This is a genomic window from Sinorhizobium psoraleae, assembly GCF_013283645.1.
Lineage (GTDB): Bacteria > Pseudomonadota > Alphaproteobacteria > Rhizobiales > Rhizobiaceae > Sinorhizobium > Sinorhizobium psoraleae.
Map to the genome: position 1 here is coordinate 13,277 of NZ_JABEKV010000012.1, position 21,840 is coordinate 35,116.

Below are 21,840 nucleotides of genomic sequence, written 5' to 3' on the forward strand. Positions count from 1 at the left end.
GATCAACCTCAGATCGCTGCAACTGAAAAAGCGATGGGGCGTGGACGTCGCATACGGCGTTCCTGAGGAAATGCACGTAACAGCGCTGCCAGGCAGCTTCCGGGATCACCTCGCCAATTGCCGCGACGAGACCGGCATGGTCGTCGGAGACCACCAGTTCGACGCCCTTCAAACCGCGCCCTTTCAGCTTGACGAGGAAGTCCTTCCAGGCGGAACGGCTTTCACGGCCGGCCATCCGACCGACAGGATCTGCCGCCGCCCGTCCCAGTCGATACCGACAGCGATCAGCACCGCCTGGCTCATCACCACACCGGCCTCGCGCACCTTCTCATAACGGGCATCGAGGATCAGGTAGGCAAACGGCTCTTGAAGCGGGCGCTCGGCAAAGGCGTTCAGGCTCTCGTTCAGGCTCTCGTCCAGCCGCTTGTTGATCGCCGAGATCAACGACGCCGAGAAGGCATGGCCGCACAGCTCCTCGGTGATCGCCTTGACCTTCCGCGTCGACACCCCTTGCACATACATCTCCGCCAAGGTTGCCACCAACGCCTGGGTGGCCACGCCCATCATAAGTGGCCCCATCGACTTTAGATTTTTTTCACCTGGATACGATGTCGGCGCAAAGCATAGCCGACTTGCCGCGGTGTGAGGCCGAGGATCCGAGCCGCCTTCGCCTGAACCCAGCCGGCCTTCTCCATCGCGCTGATTAACAGCTCGCGGTCCGTTAGATTTGGTGTCACAGTTAAGTCGCCAGGACCATTGGGGTAACCGAGGCCCGTAGCCAAACCACTGGTCGTATGGCCGCCAAGCGGCTGGCCAGCGCTTTTCCAGAGCGTTGAAGAAAAGCACTGGTCATTCTGGCAGGAGAAGTCTGATGGAACGATCGTCGCTGAACACGCGAGAGTGGCGGTCCTTCGGACGCAGTTTTCAAGCTCTCGAACGTTGCCGGGAAAGTTGCATTTTGACAAGAGATCGAGCGCAGCCGGCGTGAATGCGAGATCGCGATTGTTTTCCTTGTTGAAACGGTCGAGGAAAACCCTCGCAAGGCGGGGAATGTCTCCATTTCGCTCCCTGAGTGGCGGCAAAAATAGGGGCACCACATTGATTCGGTAATAGAGGTCGGCCCTGAACTCCCCTTCTGCGACTGCGGCCTCTAGGTCCTTGTTCGTGGCGCATATGAGTCGAACGTCCACTTTGAGAGTTTTTGTGCCGCCGACTCGCTCAAGCTCACCTTCCTGCAGGACGCGCAACAGTTTCGCTTGAAATGCCGGCGAGATCTCGCCGATCTCATCGAGCAGCAACGTTCCGCCATCCGCCAGTTCGAAACGGCCTGCGCGCTGAGAGATGGCCCCCGTAAAGGCACCCTTTTCATGTCCGAACAGTTCCGATTCCAGGACGCCTGCAGACAGCGCGGCGCAGTTTAACTTCACAAAGGGTTTTTTTCTCCGAGGTGAAAGCTCGTGGATGGCCTTTGCAAAGAATTCCTTGCCAGTGCCGCTTTCGCCCCTGAGAAGCACCGCAGAATTGGTTCTTGCAACGATTTTGACGCTTTCAACCAACCGCTTGAGTGCAGGGTTTTCCCCGATAATCCAATCGATTCTTGTGGGCCGTTGTCGGGCAGATTCGGGCAGTTCCTTGTCGGCTGAACTAACCTCGCGAGCGACTTCCTCACTCACGATCGGCTGGCCATCGCGGTTCTCGTGGCGATGCAGCCGAATCGCCCGGGCCGCAAGGTTGGCGACCATGGACAGGAAACGCACCTCTTCCTCAAATTGTGTCCTGGTGGCACCATCCTTGGCGCGGTCGATCCACAATGTGCCAAGCGTTTCTTGATCGACCTTCATTGGGACACCAATGAAGGTGACTTGGCCAGTGCCGCTCAAAATGCTTTGAAGCTCATCCTGGAACAGGTCCGACTTGCAAATGTCCGGTACGACTAGCGGCGCGCCTTTTGCGACGATTTTGTCTATTGCAGCCTTCGCTGGAATATAGCGAGCACCTGATGATGCATGCTCAACCCCAGAACTTGCAGTTGTCTCGAGCTCTCCTTCAGCGGTCAGAACCACGATTGCGCCGCGCCGCATTGGCAGAAGTGCGGGGAGGGTGTTAAGCACATTGGCAAGCCTGCTCTCAATACTGGCTGAGGTGATCAAGACCCTCGATATCCGGTAGAGACCGCTGCACCCCAAGTCTCGTTTGTGCATGGTTTTAGCGGATAATTCAGTCATACCCTCATCGAGCCGATCGTTGCGAGGAAACATCCCAAGCGTTGTACGGACGGCTTGTAGTTCCCAACGGGAAATTGCGACCATGCTGACATTGTCACGCGCTTACGTGTGCACTTGTGAGCGCCCGTGACCGTACCCGTCTCGTCAGGCAAAAGCGAGATGCAAGTCATCCGAATTTAAAAAGCACACCGAATCCACCTCGCGGATAGCTCCAATCAATGTCACCGCTCTCTTCGCACAGTACTCTACATGTACCGCACTCCATGCACCCGTCCGCAGTAACCTCTACTTGGCCGTCTTCATTCACCTCATAGCAATTCGCTGGGCAGACAAGGGTCAGCGCGAGCAGGTTTGAGCTCGGAGACTGATGCTGTCGGACCTTGATGTGCGGCCGTCCCGCGTCTACTAGGTAACGGTTCTGATAAAGCTTGTCCTCGATGCGAACGACTGAAGCTGTCATCTCATTTCTCCCCTTTAGCGCCAGGCCAGTGCGAAACGGACTGCGTCACTGAGAAGTCCCCATCGCGAACGCGCCTTGATAAAGGCCGCCTTAGTCGCTCTTTCCTTCTCGATCTTGGGCGTGCCGTCAACGCGCACGAAGTTTTGCGCCGCCTGCGACAGCAATTGCGGGTAGGTCATGAAGAAATTGCGTGAATTCGTATGAAGCAGGGCGGGCATGTCCTTGTACTTTCTAAGGTCTTTCACAACGAAGGATTTGTCCAGCATGACCTTATAAAGCGAGAGGTTCTCCCTAGTCATCGGGCGCCTCCGGCTCTTAATTGTGGCGATCGCTTCGCCGGCGATGCGACCCGACGTCATGGCGAGGTTCGAGCCCTCACGGTGCACGGCGTTGTTGAGCTGCGCCGCGTCGCCAACCACAACCCAGCCATCCCCAAAGAGCTGCGGAATTGCCTTGAACCCGCCCTCCGGAATGAGGTGCGCTGCATATTCCTTAATCTCTGAGCCTGCAAGTAGCGGCCGGATTGATGGATGGTCCTTGAACGCGTCAAGAAGGGTATACGGTCTTTCCATGGTCTCTGCGAAATCGGAGACAAGGCAGCCGATGCCAATCGAGATTGATTCCTTGTTTGTGTAGAGGAATCCCAACCCGACCATTCCGCGCGAGATTGTCCCAGCCGCTTCAACAACGCAGCCTTGATCGCCGGTAAGACCGAAGCGCTCAGCGATGACTTCTTCCGGCAGGAAATGCATTTCCTTGACAGCGAGTGCCACCGCTTCGGGTTTCGGCACCTTACGAAATCCTGCCTTCGTGCCGAGGAGGCCGTTCACTCCCTCGGCGAGAACGACCACGTCCGCATGGATGATGCCGCCCGCTCGATCGGTGTGTATGCCTATCACCTTACCGGTCGCGTCGACAGCCAGTCCCGTCGCCGTCGTCTCGCACAAAACGACCGCGCCCACCGCTCGCACTTTCCGCGAAAACCACTTGTCGAACTGGGCGCGAATGATCGTGTAACGGTTTGGCGTCGGCTCATTGAAGTCGTCCGACCGGTAGTGCATTCCGGCGTGTGACGTGTTGTCCATTAGCCAGAATCGCTGCTCGACTAGATGCCGCTCAAGAGGTGCATCATCCCGGAAATCTGGAATGATTGTCTCCAGCATGTTGGCGTACAGGATGGCGCCTTGGACGTTCTTGGAGCCCGGGTATTCTCCGCGCTCCAACTGCAATACCTTTAGACCCCGACTTGCCATCACGTAAGCAGCCGCGTTTCCAGACATACCGGCACCGACAACGATCGCGTCGAATTTTTCCTCGGTCATAGGTCTTACCTCAGTTCACAAGTTTCAGACGGTTGAGCGGCGCCAACCGTCTGACGAAAGCTTCCGCCAATGTAGGCAGAAAGCTGACCGCATCGGCGATAACACCGACATGGGCGAAATCGAATATTGGCGCGTTCGGATCGGTGTTGATAGCGACAATGAGATCAGCTCCCTCGACGCCAACGCGGTGCTGGACTGCGCCTGATATTCCAGCCGCTATATAGAGCTTCGGGCGGATCGTTTTGCCCGTTTGGCCGATCTGCCGATCAAATGGCATCCACCCCTTTTGCACAAGCGGCCTGGAACAGCCATAATCACCTCCGATCGTCCGCGCGAGGTTCGTCACGGCCAGCAGGTTCTCCGCAGCGCCGAGCCCCAGTCCGCCGGCAACCACTACGTCCGCATAGGCGAGATTAGCGTTCTCCGACTGGCCATCGGAAAGGAAACCGAGAACCTTCGTGACGATCTCTTCCTCGAACATTCTCCAGTCGTGCAGGATTACCCGCCCAACCGGCTTGTTTGAGCGCTGTGGCATGCGCATGACCCTTGGCCGTATAGTCGCCATTTGGGGCCGGGAATTGAGCGTATAGATCGTGCAAAGCAACGAGCCACCGAATGTGGGACGGGTGGCTGCTAGTGAACCGTCCGCATCCACATCAAGTCCGGTGCAGTCGGCTGTGAGCCCTGTCAGCAGTGTCGTCGCGACGGAACCGGCGAGATCTCGACCCAGTGTCGTCGCGCCGAGAAGCAGAATCTCGGGTTTATAGGTATTGACGAGATCTGTCAGTGCCCTAGTGAAGGGCTCGTTTCGATAGTCGGTGAGCAGCGGCTCCTCGACGAGATAGGCGAGGTCGGCGCCGTAAGCGAAGGCCTCAGCAACGGCATGTGAGGTAGAACCTCCCGGCGGCCCGAGAATAACACCTGCAAGCTGAACACCCAGTTGGTCAGCTAGTCTGCGGCCTTCGCCGAGAAGCTCGAACGAGACCGGGTGTACCTGACCGCGTTCTAGTTCCATGAAAACCCAGACGTGCCGGTAATCCCTGAATTGCTCAGGCAGCTCCTTCTTCATCCCGGCACGGCCTTGGACCGGTGGCGACGCTTTACTTTTTCGAGTTCCCATAATCTGCTCCTATCTCCTCACGTGCTGCCGGTAGAGGAGAGCTCGTGTTCCAGCGCCGGCTGGTTGGTAAAAATGGAAGCGACCAGCTCGTCAGCCACGTCGTGCGCCCCCTTTTCAAGGGTCTCTATCTGCACCGCTTTTTGCTCTCGCGGGGTGGGGGCGAAGACGCGCTTAACGACCGTCGGTGAACCACGCAGCCCGCATTTGGTGATGTCTTCAATGCCGGCTTCCGCCGCATTCCACTTGACGATCTCGCTGCGTGCGGCGCGCAAGGCATCATCAAGTGAGCCGCGGCGAATGGCATTCGATCCCTCTAGCATAGTGATAAGACAAGGCAATTCGCTCTTCAGGACGTGCGTGCCGCCTTCCGAGCGACGCTCGACCCTAATCGCGCGCGTGGTGAGATCAATGGAATTGATTCTTGCGACATAGGTCAACTGTACGAGGTTCAGGCGCTTGGCTATTCCGGGGCCGACCTGGGCGGTATCGCCATCGATCGTCTGCTTGCCTGTGAAGACGATATCAGGCGTACCAAAGCTGTTGCCAATCTTCGCGATTGCCTGAGAGAGAGCAAATGAAGTCGCCAGCGTGTCGGAGCCGGCAAAGTGACGGTCGGTCAGGAGTACCGCGCGGTCTGCGCCATAAGTGAGCGCCTTGCGCAGTGCTTCCTCGGCCATGGGTGGGCCCATCGTGAGCACCGTAATATCGCCGCCATGGTGGTCACGCACCTCGAGTGCCTGTTCGAGGGCAAAAAGGTCGTAAGGGTTGATGATAGTCGGCACGCCTTGGCGCATGATCGTGTTCGTCACCGGATGGACGCGTATCTGCGCTGAGTCCGGCACCTGCTTGATACAGACTACTATGTGCATGAGGTCTCTTTAGCTCCGATCGCATGTGAGCATGACGTTTTTCGCATCTCTTCCAAGCACCAATCATGCCAACCAGCTGTGGCTCGACAATACCGTGAACCTCAAGCGCTTTTCGGTTCAGCGCGTGCAGATGGCGTGACAGTGTTGTCGGCTTCAGGACATTGGATTGTCGCAACCGCGCCACATTTGTCGCTTCCCGATGACTTCAAGACGGAGTCCAATGACACAAAGGTGCGGCTAAGCGCGGCTGCTTTAGTCGGGTCGCGTTCCTCAAGCACCCTAAAGATCCGATGTGAAAGCGGCGAAGTGGTTGCAAAGTCCGCATAGGCGCGTTCGAGCGCTTCGCGTGCACGGGCCACGGCCGCCACCGCGCCGAGATCGGAAAAACCCTGCTCGGCCAGATATTGTCCCATGCGCTTCATGATGTGGAGCCGAGAGATATCAAGCACCTTCGGCTCATAGGAAACGCCAAGAGTCTCGAAGAAGTCTTCGGCAGCCGACAAGCTCTTTAGCCGTGTGAGAATGTCGGTGACATCACCAGTAAGGGCCTGACTGTTACAAATCATTGCATGCTCCTTTCTTTTGCCGGACAGTGAAGCCGGCGCCAGCAGGCCTTTTTCATTTGTGTCCATAAGAGCAGGACGCGGCCGCTGATTGTCTATCCTCAGCATGTCGCCTATCCGACAGGAACTCGAGCAGATCCCTGGAATTTCCTAACGATTCCGGGTATAACATGGAGTACCTGATCAACATCTTCCTCACGGTTAAACCGTGAGAACGAGAAGCGGACCGCTCCGAGTGCCGCAGTGTCGGGCATGTGCATAGCCTCTAGAACATGGCTCGGCCTCAGGAAAGAAGAGTTGCAGGCGGAGCCGGAGGAGCAAGCGATGCCGTGGCGGTTGAGCAGCAACTCTATAGCTTCGCCGACAGCACCGTCGAAGGTGACGCTTGTGGTATTTGGTAACCGCGCCAGCGGATCGCCATTGACGGAGGTTCTGGGGATGTGCTCAAGAAGTCCTTTCTCCAATCGGTCGCGAAGCGATTTGATCCATGTGTTTTCCTCGTCCATACCTTCCAAAGCAAGTTCGGCCGCCTTGCCCAAACCTACTACCCCGGGAATGTTCTCAGTGCCCGCCCGTCGGTCGCGCTCCTGGTGCCCACCCTTGATGAGCGCGTGAAAAGGCACGCCACGTCTTATGTAGAGTGCGCCAACGCCTTTGGGCCCATGGAGCTTGTGGCCGGAGAGCGACAGCATGTCGATTGCGGTCGATTTCAGGTCCATCGGAAGCCTGCCGACCGCCTGCACTGCGTCGGTGTGGAAAATTGCGCCCACCTGCTTGGCCATGTCAGCGAGCGTAGCTACAGGGAAGATCGTTCCCGTCTCGTTGTTTGCCCACATTATTGAGACGATTGCCACACGATGTGTGAGGGCCGTCCGATAGGCGTCAATGTCAAGCCGGCCGTGGTGATCCACCGGAATCCTGTGCACCTTGATACCACTTGTTTTCTCGAGGTGCGTGCAGAGCGCCAGCACGGCCGGATGTTCGACCGCTGAAGTGATGATCTCTGTTCGCCCAGGCATCACGTACAGGGCCGAAAGAACCGCCGTGTTGTTGCTTTCGGTCCCGCCCGACGTGAAAATGATCTCATGCTCGAACTTGGCACCGATCAGCGCTTGCAGTTGTTGGCGGGCTGTCTTCATCGCTGCGCCAGCAACGGCGCCAGCGTCATGCTTAGACGAAGGGTTGCCAAAGTGATCCGTAAAGAACGGCAGCATCGCCTGAAGAACTTCGGAATCGACACGTGTCGTTGCGTTATTGTCGAGATAGACAGGCCTCAAGTATGCCGCCCTTCCGCTTAGAGAAATGACGCAGCGAGCCCGCTGGGGCATCAGCATGAAGTGTCTCTTGCTTGATCCTTCTTGTGATGACCTCGCATTCTCGTTCTCCCTCTCCTCGCGATCAACCGAAGGACTTTCCGCAGGCGCAGTTCTCTCGCGCGTTGGGATTGTCGAAGGTGAATCCGGGGGAATTGACACCCGGGGTGAAATCCACTGTCATGCCGCCGACATGAGGTTGAGAGTCTCGGTCGATGAATACCTTGACCCCACCCGCCTCAATGACAGCATCCCCGTCGCGTGGCTCGCTCTCCAAACCTAGGTTGTATTTGAAACCGGAGCAGCCGCCCGCTTCCACTTTGATGCGTAACCCATTCGCCGGCTCGGGAGCCTGGGTTACCGCAAACTTTATTGCGGCAATTGCGCTGTCGGTGAGCGTTACCATAGGTTCGTTTCTCCTAATTTTGAGTTGCCTGCGAACGATGCACCTAGTGTGCCAACGAGAAACCATCATGAAAACAACACGATGTTCAAACACGGCCATGTCGTATGTGCGACACGGTCGGAGTTGCGACATTCGGTGATTAGCCGAGTTCGTATGAGGTTCTCCGCAACGCACTGAGCATTGAAAGGTTTATGCTCGGCGCTCGCTCAAATCCGCGACGCGGTACCGGTCGGCTAGGCGTGCTCCCGAACCTGGAATTTGCCCTGAATGGAACACCTTCGGCGTTTCGGCCCTGATGCTCTCGGGGCATCTCACAAGTGTCCTCGAGGCCAAAGCGCACCTCGCACCGACACCAAGAGAACAGCCGAACCGGCGTGCGGCCGAAATGATGCGGTCACGTCCCCAATAGTCACGGCCAAATTAGCCAGATTACGCACGCGATCACCACGGGTAGGTGAGGTTCGTCTACGATGGCGCGATCGACGCCATGCGACAGATTATGTCGACTTTGCCGATTTGTTGACACGGCCTTACTTCACGAGATTGTTCCATGTTGATGCCCAAGCGCCTGAAAACACGGCGAAATGGATTATTGCTTCCCCCAGCAAAAGTGGCATGAGTTTTGAAGCTTCGGTTGAATGTAGCGGGTGCCGCCAGCCCTTTTTTCTCGATGCTTCTGGGTCGCGCTGATGCGGGACTACAATGGGCAGGAGATCGACGCTGGCCGTGTCCCCTCAAAGTGACAGGTTCGGATGCCACCATGAAATATGCACTTCTTGCACTACTAGCAGCGCTTTTGCTCGGCAGTTTCGCGTCGAACCAACCTACCGGCTACGGCCCCTACATCAAATCCATACCGGGCAGCCATCACCTATGGCGGGCAGCCCCGCGCGAAACTTACAAAAGCACCGGTCGAAGCATTGTGCCGCATCAGTTCACGGTCCGTTCGGTCGCCAGGTTCATGAGACCCACGTGACCGAACCGGAGGTTCAGCCCCTCATCTACCTCCAGCTCGTCCTGAGCGTCGTTGTTGCGTCCGTCTTTTTTGGTGAGACTGTGACGTGGAACATGGCAGCCGGCATGGCGATCGTGGTCGGAGCTGGTCTGTTTACATTTGGGCTAGAATACCGCTCGGGAGTGCGAAGAAGCCGTTTGGCAACGATCGAAAATCCTGAGGCTGAGCCAGGACAAGAACCAAGACCTGAAAGGTTCACATGATGGCCGACGAGCCCAACGGCATAAAACAGGGACTGACACATTACGGTGATGGCGGCTTCTCCCTGTTCCTGCGAAAGGCTTTCATCAAAGCGATGGGCTATTCCGACAGAGCGCTTGATCGGCCTGTCATTGGCATCACCAACACATTTTCCGGCTATAACGCGTGCAACCGCTCTGTGCCGGACATTATAGAGGCGATCAAGCGTGGTGTGATGCTGGCGGGCGGATTGCCGATCGAATTTCCCGTTATTTCAATCCACGAGGCCTTCTCGCATCCAACGAGTATGTTCCTCCGCAACCTTATGGCAATGGACGTCGAAGAGGCCGTGCGTGCTCAACCGATGGATGCAGTCGTTCTGATCGGTGGCTGCGACAAGACAGTCCCCGCCTTGCTCATGGGGGCAGCCTGCGTGGACCTGCCGGCGATCCTGACCGTGACAGGGCCAATGATCACGGGAAGCCATGAGGGCGAGCGCCTCGGCGCCTGCACCGATTGTCGGCGCTTCTGGAGCCAACATCGTGCCGGTGTTTTCGACGAGCTGGAAATAGGGGAGATCGGAAACAAACTTGCTCCTGGGCCGGGCACGTGCATGGTGATGGGGACCGCAAGCACGATGGCCCTTGTCAGCGAGGCCATGGGCATGATGTTGCCGGGTGGTGCGGCCATTCCAGCTGTCCATGCCGATCGTCTTCGTCATGCCGAGGCGACGGGAGAACGTGCCGTCATCCTGTCGTCGGAAAAACTGCGGCCTTCTCAGATCATGACGAAAAACTCCCTTGGGAACGCTCTACGGGTTTTGCAGGCGGTGGGCGGATCGACGAATGGCGTCATCCATCTCGCGGCTATTGCGGGACGTCTTGGTTTCGATCTCGATCTCGATGAACTCAACAAAATTGGAGCAGAAACTCCAGTACTGGTGGACCTGAAACCCTCAGGGCGGTATTACATGGAGGATCTGTTCAACGCGGGTGGCCTGACCACCGTACTGCGCGAAATCGACCACCTCATCGAGAAAGAATGCATAACCGTCAGCGGGAGAACGCTCGGAGAAAGCATGGCAATGCAGTCTGCCTCGTGGCCGAACGATGTTGTGCGCCCGATTGCAGACCCGATTCACCGTGGGGGCGGGATCCGTGCTCTGCACGGTAACCTCGCCCCCAAAGGAGCAATCATCAAGCAGGCGGCGGCCACTCCAGGCTTGTTGAAGCACACCGGCCGCGCGGTTGTTTTCACGTCCCTTCAAGACATGGCAGACCGGATTGATGCCCCCGACCTCGATGTGAACGCTCACGACATTCTGGTCTTGCAAAATGCAGGCCCGAAGGGCGGACCCGGCATGCCTGAGGCCGGCTCTATGCCTATTCCTCGAAAGCTTGCCGCCGCCGGCGTCAAGGACATGGTGCGAATTTCGGACGCTCGCATGAGCGGCACAGCTTTTGGAACAATTGTTCTCCACGTGTCTCCGGAAGCTGCCGTCGGTGGACCGTTATCGCTGGTTCGCAATGGTGACCTGATCCGTCTTGACGTAGAGGAGGGGCTGCTGGAGCTGCTGGTCGATGAAAGCGAACTCGTGCGCCGCCGCTCTGAATGGACGGCTCCTTTGCACACCCATGTCGGCCGCGGATATGCCAAGCTGTATTTCGATGAAGTGCTTCAAGCTGAAGACGGCTGCGATTTGAACTTTCTGCGTGCAAAGCCGAGGAGATAGCTCTGGCCGTCAGCCGTTTAGGTGAAGAACATACCGTAGCGCTTTTGGAGCGAGGAGCCGCGCGCTTCATGACGCCATGGTTCGCTTGTGCAGTTGAGCTCACGGGCGGCGCCGATCACTGCTCGTCCGAGCTTGCGACATGAGAACTGGCAGCCGTTGGGGCGGCCAATACGCAGGCCGGGCCGGCCCTGATCTGCTTCGACCGCCGAGACTGCAACCACATTTCCGATGCCCAAAGTCCGGTCGGAACGCTGCTGTTCATCGATTGCTGGCTTCGTCATCGGTTACCCCTCATGGACGCGAAATGCGTGTTATCGGTTGGCTGCGGCTCCGCACGGCGCGCGTTGTGCGTTCTATCGACAACATTGGTTCAGGAGGAAGATCTCCGTCTGGAGGGCGGCGAGACGCACGCCAACTTCCTTGTCTCCTGCGGTTAACCGGTGGTTCAGGCGAAGATAGTCCATCCACGTCGGCGTCCGGTAAGTCTCGGTCCAAAGAGAGGGCGTGTGCAAGCTTCGCTGAAGCGTCCAGTTTCGGGCGCCGGCTCGGCTTTGAACACGCCTGCGCTCGCGCATGCGGTCGAGAAATGCCTCGAGATGATGCTCGGCGATGAGATAGTCTAGCTTAACGACGATCGGTCCGCTTCTGGGCTTGAGATCCAGCGCGAGCGACGGCGGGACAAAGCTTGAGGCGTCCTGTTCCGATTCTTCCCACAGCTCTATCGGCAACACAAATGCAGCGGCAGCGACAATCAGCAGGACCACGGCGGCGACTTCGAACGCCATGGTCAACGAGTAGTTTTGGGCAAGCATGCCCCAGATCCAACTGCCGGCGGCCACTCCAGCGGAGGAGACGGCATAGTAGATGGACAGCGTGCGCCCCACGACCCAGCGCGGGCTCGACAGCTGGATGGCGACGTCAATCCCGGTCCACGTGAGAAGCCATCCCGCACCCCCAATTGCCAACGCAACGGCCGCCAAAGGCGGGGACGATGTGAGAGCCAGCGCAAGGCAGCAGACGGCACAAGCGGTGGAGGCGGCAGCAAGGAGTTGATCTCGTGACATCGTCCGTCGCAGGTAGCTGCTGCCGAGGCCAGCGGAAAACGCGCCAATGCCGAATGAGGCCAACAGCGCGCCATAAACGATAGGTCCACTCTCCAGACGATCTCGTACGATCAGCGGGAGCAGCGCGAGGATGGATATGCTCCCCAGCCCGAACAATGTCCCGCGGAGAATAGCCGCTCTGATCTCGGAGGATATAGCAGTGAAGCGCAAGCCGTCATGGACGGCTGTAGTGATCCGCTCACGCGGCAGCGGAGAAGGGCGAACATACCATTTCGAACGCGCAACAGCGGTCAACGGGACCAGGTCGCTCAGTGCTGCCAAAACAAATGCAGCAAGGGGTCCGAGAAAAGCAAGGATGAGGCCACCGAGAGCCGGACCAATGCTGCGTACGATGTTGTATCCGACCGACATCAGCGTGACGGCTGCCGGAATGTCGCGCTTTTCCAGGATATCGCCAACGGAAGCGTGCCAGGCTGGATCGTTCAGCGCAAAGCCGCAGCCTGCCAAAAAGCTCAGGCTAAGGATCAGCCACGGGCTGACAAACCCCAACGCGACGGAAATCGCTAGAGCCGTGGATGCCAGCGCAATCAAGCAGTGGCCCGCGAGCATCACGCCGCGACGGCTGAAACTGTCTGCAATCGCCCCCGCGAGGATGGACAGAAAGAACGCGGGCAGCGTGGACGAGGCCTGCACCAGGGCGACCATCAGATCGGACGCCGAGATGGTGGCCATCAGCCAGCTGATCGCCGTCGTCTGCACCAGCCACCCTAGGCTTGAAATTTGAGTAGCCGCCCAGATCGCGCGGAACGCCGGGTTTCCCAGCGGAGCGAGGGTAGTGGATCGGGCCAGATCTTGTTGCTGCATGACTGTTAAACCTCCCAGCCCGCTTTGGTGGGCATGACCTGACGCCGTGCTGCGTCATAAGAGCGAACCTTGTCGGTACCATTCGCTTCGACAGGCGTCCCCTGCTTCTTCAGCAGCCGGATGAGGAGGCGCCTTGCTGTCGTGGCGGGCCCAGACGATCTCGTTGAGCACACAGCCATCCTTATCGACAGCGCGTCAAAGCCATGGGCGAAAAATGTGCTGATTTTCATGCCCCTGTTTCTCGGCCATGTGGCGGACAATTTCTATGCCGTGCTGAAAACGGTAGTCGCGTTTCTTGATTTCGGTGTGATTGCTTCGGCAACCTATATCATTAACGATTTGGCTGACTTGGAAGCGGATCGAGTGCATGTGACCAAGCGCTCGAAGCCGCAGGCAGAGTCATCATTATAAATAGCTTTTTGGCGAGCATGTCTATGCTGGCTGTGAACGTTGGGGTGGCGCTATTTTGCACCATCAGTTCATGTCGCAGACTACCTAGCGCTGACATTGGCCCGTTGCGCCAGTGCGATAATAGTGCCGATCAACAAACCGCTCGTATCCTGAGCGCAAACACAATAGGATCGTTGTGCAATTCCATGCGGTGGCTTAGGACCCAGACCCTCTGCAGCCATATGAATACGCGACCGGCGCAACCATAGAGGCATGCTGGATTGTATATGCTTGCGGTACACGGGCATCGAGTGCGATGAAAAGCAGTATGCTGATGACCGAAGCCGAGCCCGAAGCAAGGCCGGAACCCAAGGTGAGCGGCCAATCCTCAGGCAAGTATCCGCGCCCTTTGATGGCATCCCTCCCTTTTAAGCACGCGCGCAGTGCTTCCACATGGCGCTTTGCCATCGACAGCGAAAAGAAGAACATGGCTGAAAAGGATAAAAGCCAAGGTGAGAATGCCAGATCATTCAGCACCTGACCCATGACAATCCTCTTTGTGAACAAAGCTCCGATGACCGTCACATCGACTAGCGAGTAGCGCCTCATGCGGATTGCATGGGCCGTTTGCGCTGTCTTTGTAAAACACGTGATCTTCAATAGAGAAAGACGGTGAGCGCGACGAGCAGCCCACCGCCTTAGAGCGGCGGGTTGAGGTCTGGAATCGGAAGGATTCCCTTTTGCCGCGATTTGTGATGCTCGTGCGCCTGACAGCTCGATCGATATCGTTCGATGGTCGCCTCAACCAGTTCCGTACGTGTCGCCATGCTGGTCCGCCGTGCCATCCTTCGCGAGCCGGGACAGCGAACCATGACCATGCCATCGGGAGCATCAACACTATCGGTGACATTTGCTTGAGGCAATGCGCCCCTCATTGGTTTGCGGCTTTGTTGGGTTCGAGCGCCGCTCCGGACTCTGCAGCAGGCCGGAGCGGCGGATGGCGGCGGCCCCAGGATCGAAGACATGGTCACGAGCCGCTGGGCGTATCGCAAGCTCAGAAGGCCGCACGACGGCGTGGCAACATCCAAAATCCAGATCACTTAGAATGGTCCCGGTCTTCTGAGCCTTTGCCGCAACGTAAGCGGGATAACGGTACTACGGTCCAGTGCGGCAACCGGATATTACAAGCGGCCGCGCGCTGCTCAGGATCGCCGCCGCGAGAAGCTGGCTTCAAAGTTTATGAGTCGACGGTCTGGCCTAGCACCCTAAAACTCTCAACAAAGAGAATGTTGCTCCCTTGGCATGTTTATTGCTGAGCGTTCGCCGAACCAGTTGCGATCAAAAGTAGTAGGTGCCATGCCTATGTCTCTTATGTCTTCTGTGAAAACAGGACTTGTCACCCGTCTCCGCTCGGCGCGGGGGTGGACCTTTCGAGCTACTGCGCTCGGATCCTGTCTTCTTGCCTCTATCACGATGGGGCAAGACAATCTGCTGGATGAGGCGAGATCGTTATTCCGCGCTATTCCCAAGGACCGGCCGGCCCTGGACGACAATCCGGCGACACCCGAGAAGCTCGAGCTGGGCAAAATGCTGTATTTCGAACCAAGACTTTCGAAAACGCATAGCATCAGCTGCAATACCTGCCATCAGATCGGGCGCGGCGGTGCTGACGGGCGACCCACCTCGATGGGTTATAGTGGGCAGCGCGGCGGCCGCAACGCGCCGACTGTTCTTAACTCCGTCTTCAATATTGCTCAGTTTTGGGACGGCCGGGCGGCTGACCTCAAGGAGCAGGCAGGTGGACCCATTGCCAACCCGGTCGAGATGGGAATGGCCCCTGAGCGCGCTGTCGAGGAGCTGCAGGGCATTCCCGGCTATGTGGAGGCATTTGGCAAAGCCTTCCCGGATGAAGCCGATCCCGTCACTTACGACAATATCGAGAAGGCCATCGCTGTTTTCGAGGCGACACTGACCACACCGGACGCGCCGTTCGACCGGTACCTTGAGGGTGATGAGAATGCGCTCACCGCTGAAGCGAAGGAAGGCCTCAGGCTTTTCGTCGATAAGGGATGCTCCTCCTGCCACAACGGAATAAATGTAGGCGGCAGCATGTATTCTCCATTTGGCGTGTTTGAGAAACCCGGCTCGGAGTTCCTGCCGCCTAACGACATGGGCCGCCTTCAGGTGACAGGGGAGTTGGACGATGCCTACGTCTTCAAGGTCCCGACCTTGAGGAACATTACGCTCACTTCCCCCTACTTCCACAACGGGCATGTGTGGGACCTGAAGCAGGCCGTAGCCGTGATGGGTGCGGCCCAGCTTGGCACGGAGCTGGGCGCTGAGGAAGTGACGAAAATCATCGCCTTCCTGCAAACACTCACCGGGGTTCAGCCCCAGGTGACCTATCCGAGCCTGCCGCCGAGCGTCCCCACGACTCCCCGGCCGGCTCCGTGACTAGCCTGCTCACGCCGGGGCGTCGTTCCAGATCTCATCTCCAGTCCGTTCGAAACGATCGACGCGCCCGGCAACCTAACAGACCATGTAGGATAGAACGGCTTTGCGGAGGCGCTCAGGCTCCTGTCCGGCAATGTCGATGTCGCCGCACCAGGCTTTCTCAGGACCAAGTTCACCACGAGGGCCCGTGCCGAATGTGTTGCCGCAATCCGGCGGGTGCGTTCCAATTCGGTGGGATCTGCCCGAGAATGTTGCGAACGAAGATGTCCAGGATCCGCAACATCAGGCTGGGAAGTTCACATAGAAACACCAAAATTCCGTCGGGGGCGCTCAAGAGGCAGACGCGGTATTGCCGGTCGTCAGCGTTTCGAGAATGTTCTGCGGAGAAGAGACCTCATAGGGGTCGGACTCGCAGTTGTCCGCGAAACCCCCCTCTTCGAACCATTGCTCCACCGCGCCATCATTGACCACGGCAGCATAGCGCCAAGAGCGCATCCCGAAGCCAAGATTGTCTTTTGCGACCAGCATGCCCATTTTGCGAGTGAATTCGCCGGAACCATCCGGAATAAGCTCCACCTTCTCTATGCCTAACGCCTTGCCCCAGGCATTCATGGCGAAGGCATCATTGACTGATAGGCAGTAGATCGCCTCGATTCCCTCCTTCTGGAATTCGTCATAAAGCTTCTCGAAATCGGGCAGTTGCCGCGTTGAGCAGGTCGGGGTGAACGCACCGGGAAGCGAAAACAGAACGACGCGCTTGCCGCTGAAGTAATCCTCGGTTGTTCTGACTTCCCACCGATATGGATTTGGTCCCTTCAAAGTCTCGTCGCGAACCCGCGTGCGAAAGGCAACGAAGGGGATTCTCTTTTTTTTCGGCATCAGCATTGCTCCTTCGGAAAAGAACTGGCGCACTCGCCGGATCGTCTTGCGAAAACACGGCACTTGATTGGCAGCTCATCGGCTGCCAACGAGCGAACAGCAAGCGCCGTGCCACTTGACGCCAAGCTGCAGCGGTCCTTCCTTGTGGCGGGATAGCTATGTTTATGTTCGGGTATTGGCCACACACTTTCTCGAAGCTCTATCCGTCGGCGGCATGGGCTGGCAGCCGCTCGCGCATACCAGCGCTAGCGCCTGCAAATCCGATATGCTTGGCGCTTGCCCAATCGAGGGTTCCTCATTCGCGACACGGGACCCGGCCGCTGCTCTTGGCACAAAACCGACATCACATGTCGCCCTTTGTCGTCCTCCTGACACGGCCGTATCCCCCCGGTGCTACTAGCAGACCTTCATTTAGCCTTTGAATGGCAACCACAAAGTTACCTCTTCAGCTCAGCAGACGCGATTGGCACGAGTTTTGAAGCTTCCCCGGCGGCCACGGTTGCCGTGCGGCGCCCGGTGTGTGGGCGAAAAGGGAAGGAAGGGAACATGTCAAATCTAGCTCAAGTCCGCGCTCTGTCGAAAGAGGGAGAAACACTCGGAATCAGAATGCCCGATCGGCCCGGTTGGCGACAATTATCCGAATTGCTGGGCCTCGGACCTTGGCCGCCTATGGACCTCGAAATGGATTTCGATCAGTACGTGCTTGCTTGTGTCCTTTCGCGTGCACTCGAGGAAATCGATGCCGGCGAGGCAAGTGCGACAGAGGCAACGGGGCTCTCGCAAGCAGAACTGCGGGACATCCTGAACCGCAGTTTCCCCGCCCCAACTATTCATGCTTTTCGCTTGGAAGAGATAAGCGATGTGGAGCCAGGCGTGGAGGAGGAAGCTCTGCGCGGTCTGCTGCTCGCGCATGCTCGAGCAGGCGATTCGATGAGCGTACGTTTCGCCAAGATTATAGCCCGTCGAGCCTTGCGCCACGATCATCTCTGGAGAGAGCTTGGTCTTTTTGATCGGGTCGAACTCAGCCGATTGCTCGCCACCCATTTCCCAACGCTTGCGGCTGGCAATACCGAAAACATGCGGTGGAAGAAATACCTTTACCGCAAGCTCTGTGAAGCTGAGGGATTTTCGCTGTGCACTGCGCCCACTTGTCGGGAATGCAAGGAATTGGAGAGCTGCTTTGGCCCTGAGGAAGGCGAAAGTGTTCGCGCGGGTGCAAGTAGGGGCAGAACTTGAGTTTAGGCGCCTGCGCCGGATGTAGACCGCTGCGAGGCGTTCCGCCAATTCAGCATACCCGGTTTACGACACGCGGGCACGATGTGGAGGATAATCATGTTAATCGCAGAACATTCCGCGGAGGTCCGCCGCTACACACCTCTTTATCGCCATCTGTACGTCCAGGTCCTCGCGGCGATTGCTGCGGGCATCCTGCTCGGGCATTTCTATCCGGACATTGGCACCGAGCTCAAACCTCTCGGCGACGCCTTCATCAGGCTCGTCAAGATGATCATCGCGCCGGTCATCTTCCTGACGGTCGCGACCGGCATTGCCGGCATGACCGATCTCGCCAAGGTCGGGCGCGTCGCCGGCAAGACGATGCTCTACTTCCTGACCTTCTCCACGCTCGCGCTCGTCATCGGTCTCGTGGTCGCGAATGTCGTCCAGCCTGGCTCCGGCATGCATATCGATCCGGCTTCGCTCGACGTGAAGGCGGTCACCACCTATACCCAGAAGGCGCATGAGCAGTCGATCACCGGCTTCCTGATGAATATCATTCCGACGACGCTGATCAGTGCTTTTGCCGGGGGCGACATCCTGCAGGTGCTGTTCATCTCGGTTCTGTTCGGCATCGCGCTTGCGATGGTCGGCGAAAAAGGCCAGCCGGTGGTCGACTTCCTCCATGCGCTGACGTTGCCGATTTTCCGTTTGGTGGCGATCCTGATGAAGGCCGCCCCGATCGGCGCCTTCGGTGCGATGGCCTTCACCATCGGCAAGTACGGGGTGGCGTCGATCGCCAACCTCGCCATGCTGATCGGCACCTTCTATCTCACCTCTTTCCTGTTCGTCTTCCTCGTGCTTGGCGCGGTCGCGCGCTACAACGGCTTCTCGATCGTCGCGCTCATCCGCTACATCAAGGAAGAACTGCTGCTGGTGCTCGGAACGTCCTCGTCGGAAGCGGCGCTGCCGGGCCTGATGAACAAGATGGAGAAGGCAGGCTGCAAGCGCTCGGTTGTCGGCCTCGTCATCCCGACCGGCTATTCCTTCAACCTCGATGGCACCAACATCTACATGACGCTCGCCGCGCTCTTCATCGCGCAGGCGACCGATATCCCGCTGTCCTTCGGTGACCAGATTCTGCTGTTGCTTGTCGCCATGCTGAGCTCGAAGGGTGCTGCCGGCATCACCGGTGCGGGCTTCATCACGCTGGCTGCAACGCTCTCGGTCGTGCCCTCCGTACCGGTCGCCGGCATGGCGCTGATCCTCGGCATCGACCGCTTCATGTCGGAGTGCCGCGCACTCACCAATATTATCGGCAATGCGGTCGCCACCATCGTCGTGGCGAAGTGGGAAGGCGAGCTTGTCGGGGCGCAGCTTGCAACCGCCCTTGCAGGCAAGGCGCCGGTCTAGGCCATGTTGTCACGCCAGCGGAGCGATGCCCTTGAACCAGGCCAACAAGTGCTGTTTTTGCACCCGCCTATTTCGCAGATCGCGCCCGCCTTCTTACTGCGCGACCACGGGCACGGTCTCTCTGTGCTGCAGGTATTTTCCCCTTCTCGTGCCCTTGATGATCGCAAAGGGGAGAAATCTTGATTCCTGTCGGATTTCCCCGATCGATTCCGCTCAGGTCTTCGGCGGCCCGCGCAACTGATGAGTATTGACAGAAGGAGAAAGGAGTGAAGACCAACCTCATTCCAGATCATGTTCCGCCCGGACTGGTGCGGGACTTCAGTCTTTTCACGTCGCCTGGCATGGCGCCGACGCCTGACGGGGATCCGCACGCTGCCGTGGCTTGCGTTCATGATGGCCCCCCGATCTTTTACTCTCCTTCCAACACGCGTGATGGACGAGGTACCTGGGTCATAACACGTGCGAGAGACCAGCGCCGAGTGCTGCAGAATGCAGAGACCTTCTCCAGCCATCGCAGCATCTTCGCCTCCGCACTGGGCGAACACTGGCCGGTCATCCCGCTCGAATTGGACCCCCCGGGCCATGCCGTATTTCGTGCACTCTTAGATCCTCTGTTCTCATCCAGGCGGGTGATGGCACTGGAGCCGACTATCCGCGACAGAGCAGGCGCGTTGATCGACGGTATAGCGAGAGAGAAAACCAGCTGTGACGTCATGAAGGATTTTGCCTTGCCCTTCACGGTCAGCGTCTTCCTCAGCTTTCTGGGCCTCTCGCAGAGGCGATCCGAAGTACTCGTTGGTTGGGTAAGTGATTTGCTCCACGGTAACGCAGACAAGCGAACGGCAGCAGCCCGGTCGATCGTGGCCTTCATCGACGAACTTGCAGCGATGCGCCGTAAGGCACCAGCTGGCGATTTCATGACCTTCGTCGTGCAGGCGGAAATCGACGGCCGCTCCTTAACTGAAGAAGAAGTCCGTGGCATCGGTGTGCTCTTCTTGGTCGCGGGACTTGATACGGTCGCAGCCGCCATCGGCTTTGACATGGCCTATCTTGCACGCAATCCGGAGCACCAGGAGTTGTTGCGAAACGAACCGGATCGGCTCGTGCTCGCCGCTGAAGAATTGCTGCGCGCCTATTCAACGGTTCAAATAATCCGCGTGGCCACGAAGGACATCGAGTTCGAAGGTGTGCCTATCCGCAAGGGTGATTATGTTTCCTGTGCCGCGATGATTGCCAATCGAGATCCGTCTGAATTCGAGTGCCCCAACAATATCGATCTGGCACGACAGGATAACCACCACACTGCCTTTGGCTATGGTCCACACCTTTGCCACGGAGCGCAGCTTGCACGGCGCGAAATTGTCATTGGCCTAGGTGAATGGTTGGCGCGCATCCCAGCTTTCCGCATCAAGGAAGGCACTGCGCCGATTACCCATGGCGGCCATGTATTCGGGATTAACAATCTCATCCTGACTTGGGCCTGAACGGACGAGAAGCGACGATCGCTCCGATGCGTCTTCATCGTTCGCCGCTTCCTTCACAGCTCACCGGACCAAGCGGCCATCCGAAACATACTGTCGACTTTGTCGAATTGGCGACACGGGCTTGCTTGATCCACTTCCTGCACATTTGCAAATAAGTAGCTGAAAGTAAATCTTAAACCTTCACCAGGGGAGCTCTCGGTGGAATTGGCATGACCTTTGAAACTGCCTGGGAGAGCCGGCAACTGCTGCGGGTAAACACGCTCCCTGGCCTCGACTGGAAGCGACCTTGCCGTGGTGCCAACTCGAGAGTGGAAAGTTGGACTGTAGTAGACAAAAGGAAGTCAAATGGCCGAAGGCGCAGGCAAGCCCTTTGAAACTGTCGAAAACTCTTCCTCTAGTCAGTCCCATCTTATCAACCCGGGCGAGCAGTTGATACACGCTTTTAAGGCGCAGAAAATGGTTCATTCGATCTTCGAATCCGCGGCCAGGGCAGGGATCGAATTGACTCTGAAGACAATTGCTGCGCTGCAGGCCAACACCGCTGCTAGTTTCCCACAGCTTCAGGCGTTACTTGCGGTTAAGCCGTCCCAGGTTGTCGAACTGCAGTCGTCGTTCGTGCGCAAGCCCGTGGATGCCAGCGTCGAGCAGATCAGACAATCCGAAGCACTCACCTCTAAGCTGTTGGTCGACGTTTCAAAGTGGGTCAAAGTCTATTTCGGACAGTTTCTAACTGAACCCAAGGCGGTCTGCCGAAACGGGAACAGTGCTACGCCATCTCGAGCCAGTTCTGCACGCCCAAATAACGCTGACGTCAAGGCGGCATTATGGGCAAATGGCAGTGACCGCTTGGTGCACGTCTCCTCTCAATCTCA

At 57.8% G+C, this 21,840-nt stretch carries 16 protein-coding genes and 5 pseudogenes; 8 read left to right on the forward strand and 13 right to left on the reverse strand.

Annotation, left to right across the window (positions count from 1 at the left end):
- The 9 genes and pseudogenes from ILFOPFJJ_RS31635 to ILFOPFJJ_RS31675 all read right to left on the reverse strand — a co-directional run.
- Positions 1-549 (reverse strand): annotated as a pseudogene (locus ILFOPFJJ_RS31635) (IS256 family transposase); the annotation flags it as partial.
- 35 nt (positions 550-584) lie between these two features.
- Positions 585-2,201, reverse strand: coding sequence for a nif-specific transcriptional activator NifA (nifA, locus tag ILFOPFJJ_RS31640; RefSeq protein WP_376741486.1), 1,617 nt, complete (start codon positions 2,199-2,201; stop codon positions 585-587).
- A 190-nt stretch (positions 2,202-2,391) separates the two neighbouring features.
- Positions 2,392-2,685, reverse strand: a complete 294-nt coding sequence (locus ILFOPFJJ_RS31645; RefSeq protein ID WP_173514418.1) for a ferredoxin family protein — start codon at positions 2,683-2,685, stop codon at positions 2,392-2,394.
- A 14-nt stretch (positions 2,686-2,699) separates the two neighbouring features.
- Complete coding sequence (locus ILFOPFJJ_RS31650) at positions 2,700-4,007, reverse strand: NAD(P)-binding protein (RefSeq protein WP_173514419.1); 1,308 nt, start codon at positions 4,005-4,007, stop codon at positions 2,700-2,702.
- A 10-nt stretch (positions 4,008-4,017) separates the two neighbouring features.
- Positions 4,018-5,127 carry an electron transfer flavoprotein subunit alpha/FixB family protein gene (locus ILFOPFJJ_RS31655; RefSeq protein ID WP_173514420.1) on the reverse strand — a complete coding sequence of 370 codons (1,110 nt, stop codon included), beginning with the start codon at positions 5,125-5,127 and terminating at the stop codon, positions 4,018-4,020.
- 17 nt (positions 5,128-5,144) lie between these two features.
- Positions 5,145-5,996, reverse strand: coding sequence for an electron transfer flavoprotein subunit beta/FixA family protein (locus ILFOPFJJ_RS31660; RefSeq protein ID WP_173514421.1), 852 nt, complete (start codon positions 5,994-5,996; stop codon positions 5,145-5,147).
- 188 nt (positions 5,997-6,184) lie between these two features.
- Positions 6,185-6,562: pseudogene (gene nifW / locus ILFOPFJJ_RS31665) on the reverse strand (nitrogenase stabilizing/protective protein NifW); the annotation flags it as partial.
- Positions 6,563-6,672: 110 nt separating this feature from the next.
- Positions 6,673-7,836 carry a cysteine desulfurase NifS gene (gene nifS / locus ILFOPFJJ_RS31670; RefSeq protein ID WP_173514473.1) on the reverse strand — a complete coding sequence of 388 codons (1,164 nt, stop codon included), beginning with the start codon at positions 7,834-7,836 and terminating at the stop codon, positions 6,673-6,675.
- 121 nt (positions 7,837-7,957) lie between these two features.
- A complete protein-coding gene (locus tag ILFOPFJJ_RS31675; protein ID WP_173514422.1) occupies positions 7,958-8,278 on the reverse strand; it encodes an iron-sulfur cluster assembly accessory protein in 321 nt (106 codons plus the stop codon).
- Between the two features lie 1,217 nt (positions 8,279-9,495).
- Between ILFOPFJJ_RS31675 and ILFOPFJJ_RS31680 the strand changes: the two genes are divergently transcribed.
- The gene (locus ILFOPFJJ_RS31680) at positions 9,496-11,205 is read left to right on the forward strand and encodes an IlvD/Edd family dehydratase (protein WP_173514474.1); all 1,710 of its coding nucleotides are present in this window, start codon (positions 9,496-9,498) and stop codon (positions 11,203-11,205) included.
- Positions 11,206-11,222: 17 nt separating this feature from the next.
- Here ILFOPFJJ_RS31680 and ILFOPFJJ_RS31685 read toward each other — a convergent pair whose 3' ends face one another.
- The 3 genes and pseudogenes from ILFOPFJJ_RS31685 to ILFOPFJJ_RS35610 all read right to left on the reverse strand — a co-directional run.
- Positions 11,223-11,486, reverse strand: a complete 264-nt coding sequence (locus ILFOPFJJ_RS31685; protein WP_173514423.1) for a hypothetical protein — start codon at positions 11,484-11,486, stop codon at positions 11,223-11,225.
- Positions 11,487-11,496: 10 nt separating this feature from the next.
- Positions 11,497-13,133 (reverse strand): annotated as a pseudogene (locus tag ILFOPFJJ_RS31690) (MFS transporter).
- A 29-nt stretch (positions 13,134-13,162) separates the two neighbouring features.
- Positions 13,163-13,328, reverse strand: a pseudogene (locus tag ILFOPFJJ_RS35610) (IS6 family transposase); the annotation flags it as partial.
- Between ILFOPFJJ_RS35610 and ILFOPFJJ_RS31695 the strand changes: the two are divergent.
- From ILFOPFJJ_RS31695 to ILFOPFJJ_RS31705, 3 genes are all read left to right on the forward strand, one after another.
- Positions 13,275-13,544, forward strand: coding sequence for a hypothetical protein (locus ILFOPFJJ_RS31695; protein WP_173514425.1), 270 nt, complete (start codon positions 13,275-13,277; stop codon positions 13,542-13,544). The pseudogene ILFOPFJJ_RS35610 and the gene ILFOPFJJ_RS31695 overlap by 54 nt on opposite strands.
- A 307-nt stretch (positions 13,545-13,851) precedes the next feature.
- Complete coding sequence (locus ILFOPFJJ_RS31700) at positions 13,852-14,064, forward strand: hypothetical protein (RefSeq protein WP_173514426.1); 213 nt, start codon at positions 13,852-13,854, stop codon at positions 14,062-14,064.
- A gap of 761 nt (positions 14,065-14,825) precedes the next feature.
- Positions 14,826-15,977: a cytochrome-c peroxidase gene (locus ILFOPFJJ_RS31705; protein WP_246299947.1), complete on the forward strand. Its 1,152-nt coding sequence runs from the start codon at positions 14,826-14,828 to the stop codon at positions 15,975-15,977.
- A gap of 330 nt (positions 15,978-16,307) precedes the next feature.
- Here ILFOPFJJ_RS31705 and ILFOPFJJ_RS31710 read toward each other — a convergent pair whose 3' ends face one another.
- The gene (locus ILFOPFJJ_RS31710; RefSeq protein ID WP_173514427.1) at positions 16,308-16,856 is read right to left on the reverse strand and encodes a peroxiredoxin; all 549 of its coding nucleotides are present in this window, start codon (positions 16,854-16,856) and stop codon (positions 16,308-16,310) included.
- Between the two features lie 546 nt (positions 16,857-17,402).
- Here ILFOPFJJ_RS31710 and ILFOPFJJ_RS31715 point away from each other — a divergent pair.
- From ILFOPFJJ_RS31715 to ILFOPFJJ_RS35615, 4 genes and pseudogenes are all read left to right on the forward strand, one after another.
- Positions 17,403-18,092: a nitrogen fixation protein NifQ gene (locus ILFOPFJJ_RS31715; protein WP_173514428.1), complete on the forward strand. Its 690-nt coding sequence runs from the start codon at positions 17,403-17,405 to the stop codon at positions 18,090-18,092.
- A gap of 96 nt (positions 18,093-18,188) precedes the next feature.
- A complete protein-coding gene (locus ILFOPFJJ_RS31720; RefSeq protein ID WP_210267676.1) occupies positions 18,189-19,484 on the forward strand; it encodes a dicarboxylate/amino acid:cation symporter in 1,296 nt (431 codons plus the stop codon).
- 266 nt (positions 19,485-19,750) lie between these two features.
- Positions 19,751-20,968, forward strand: a complete 1,218-nt coding sequence (locus ILFOPFJJ_RS31725) for a cytochrome P450 (protein WP_173514430.1) — start codon at positions 19,751-19,753, stop codon at positions 20,966-20,968.
- 456 nt (positions 20,969-21,424) lie between these two features.
- A pseudogene (locus ILFOPFJJ_RS35615) lies at positions 21,425-21,664 on the forward strand (phasin family protein); the annotation flags it as partial.
- Between the last annotated feature and the right edge of the window lie 176 nt (positions 21,665-21,840).

Coding starts and splice junctions, on each gene's coding strand:
- nifA (WP_376741486.1), bottom strand. CDS start 2,201: ATGCACAAACGAGACTTGGGGTGCAGCGGTCTCTACCGGATATCGAGG.
- ILFOPFJJ_RS31645 (WP_173514418.1), bottom strand. CDS start 2,685: ATGACAGCTTCAGTCGTTCGCATCGAGGACAAGCTTTATCAGAACCGT.
- ILFOPFJJ_RS31650 (WP_173514419.1), bottom strand. CDS start 4,007: ATGACCGAGGAAAAATTCGACGCGATCGTTGTCGGTGCCGGTATGTCT.
- ILFOPFJJ_RS31655 (WP_173514420.1), bottom strand. CDS start 5,127: ATGGGAACTCGAAAAAGTAAAGCGTCGCCACCGGTCCAAGGCCGTGCC.
- ILFOPFJJ_RS31660 (WP_173514421.1), bottom strand. CDS start 5,996: ATGCACATAGTAGTCTGTATCAAGCAGGTGCCGGACTCAGCGCAGATA.
- ILFOPFJJ_RS31675 (WP_173514422.1), bottom strand. CDS start 8,278: ATGGTAACGCTCACCGACAGCGCAATTGCCGCAATAAAGTTTGCGGTA.
- ILFOPFJJ_RS31680 (WP_173514474.1), top strand. CDS start 9,496: ATGGCCGACGAGCCCAACGGCATAAAACAGGGACTGACACATTACGGT.
- ILFOPFJJ_RS31685 (WP_173514423.1), bottom strand. CDS start 11,486: ATGACGAAGCCAGCAATCGATGAACAGCAGCGTTCCGACCGGACTTTG.
- ILFOPFJJ_RS31700 (WP_173514426.1), top strand. CDS start 13,852: ATGCTGATGACCGAAGCCGAGCCCGAAGCAAGGCCGGAACCCAAGGTG.
- ILFOPFJJ_RS31705 (WP_246299947.1), top strand. CDS start 14,826: ATGTTTATTGCTGAGCGTTCGCCGAACCAGTTGCGATCAAAAGTAGTA.
- ILFOPFJJ_RS31710 (WP_173514427.1), bottom strand. CDS start 16,856: ATGCCGAAAAAAAAGAGAATCCCCTTCGTTGCCTTTCGCACGCGGGTT.
- ILFOPFJJ_RS31715 (WP_173514428.1), top strand. CDS start 17,403: ATGTCAAATCTAGCTCAAGTCCGCGCTCTGTCGAAAGAGGGAGAAACA.
- ILFOPFJJ_RS31720 (WP_210267676.1), top strand. CDS start 18,189: ATGTTAATCGCAGAACATTCCGCGGAGGTCCGCCGCTACACACCTCTT.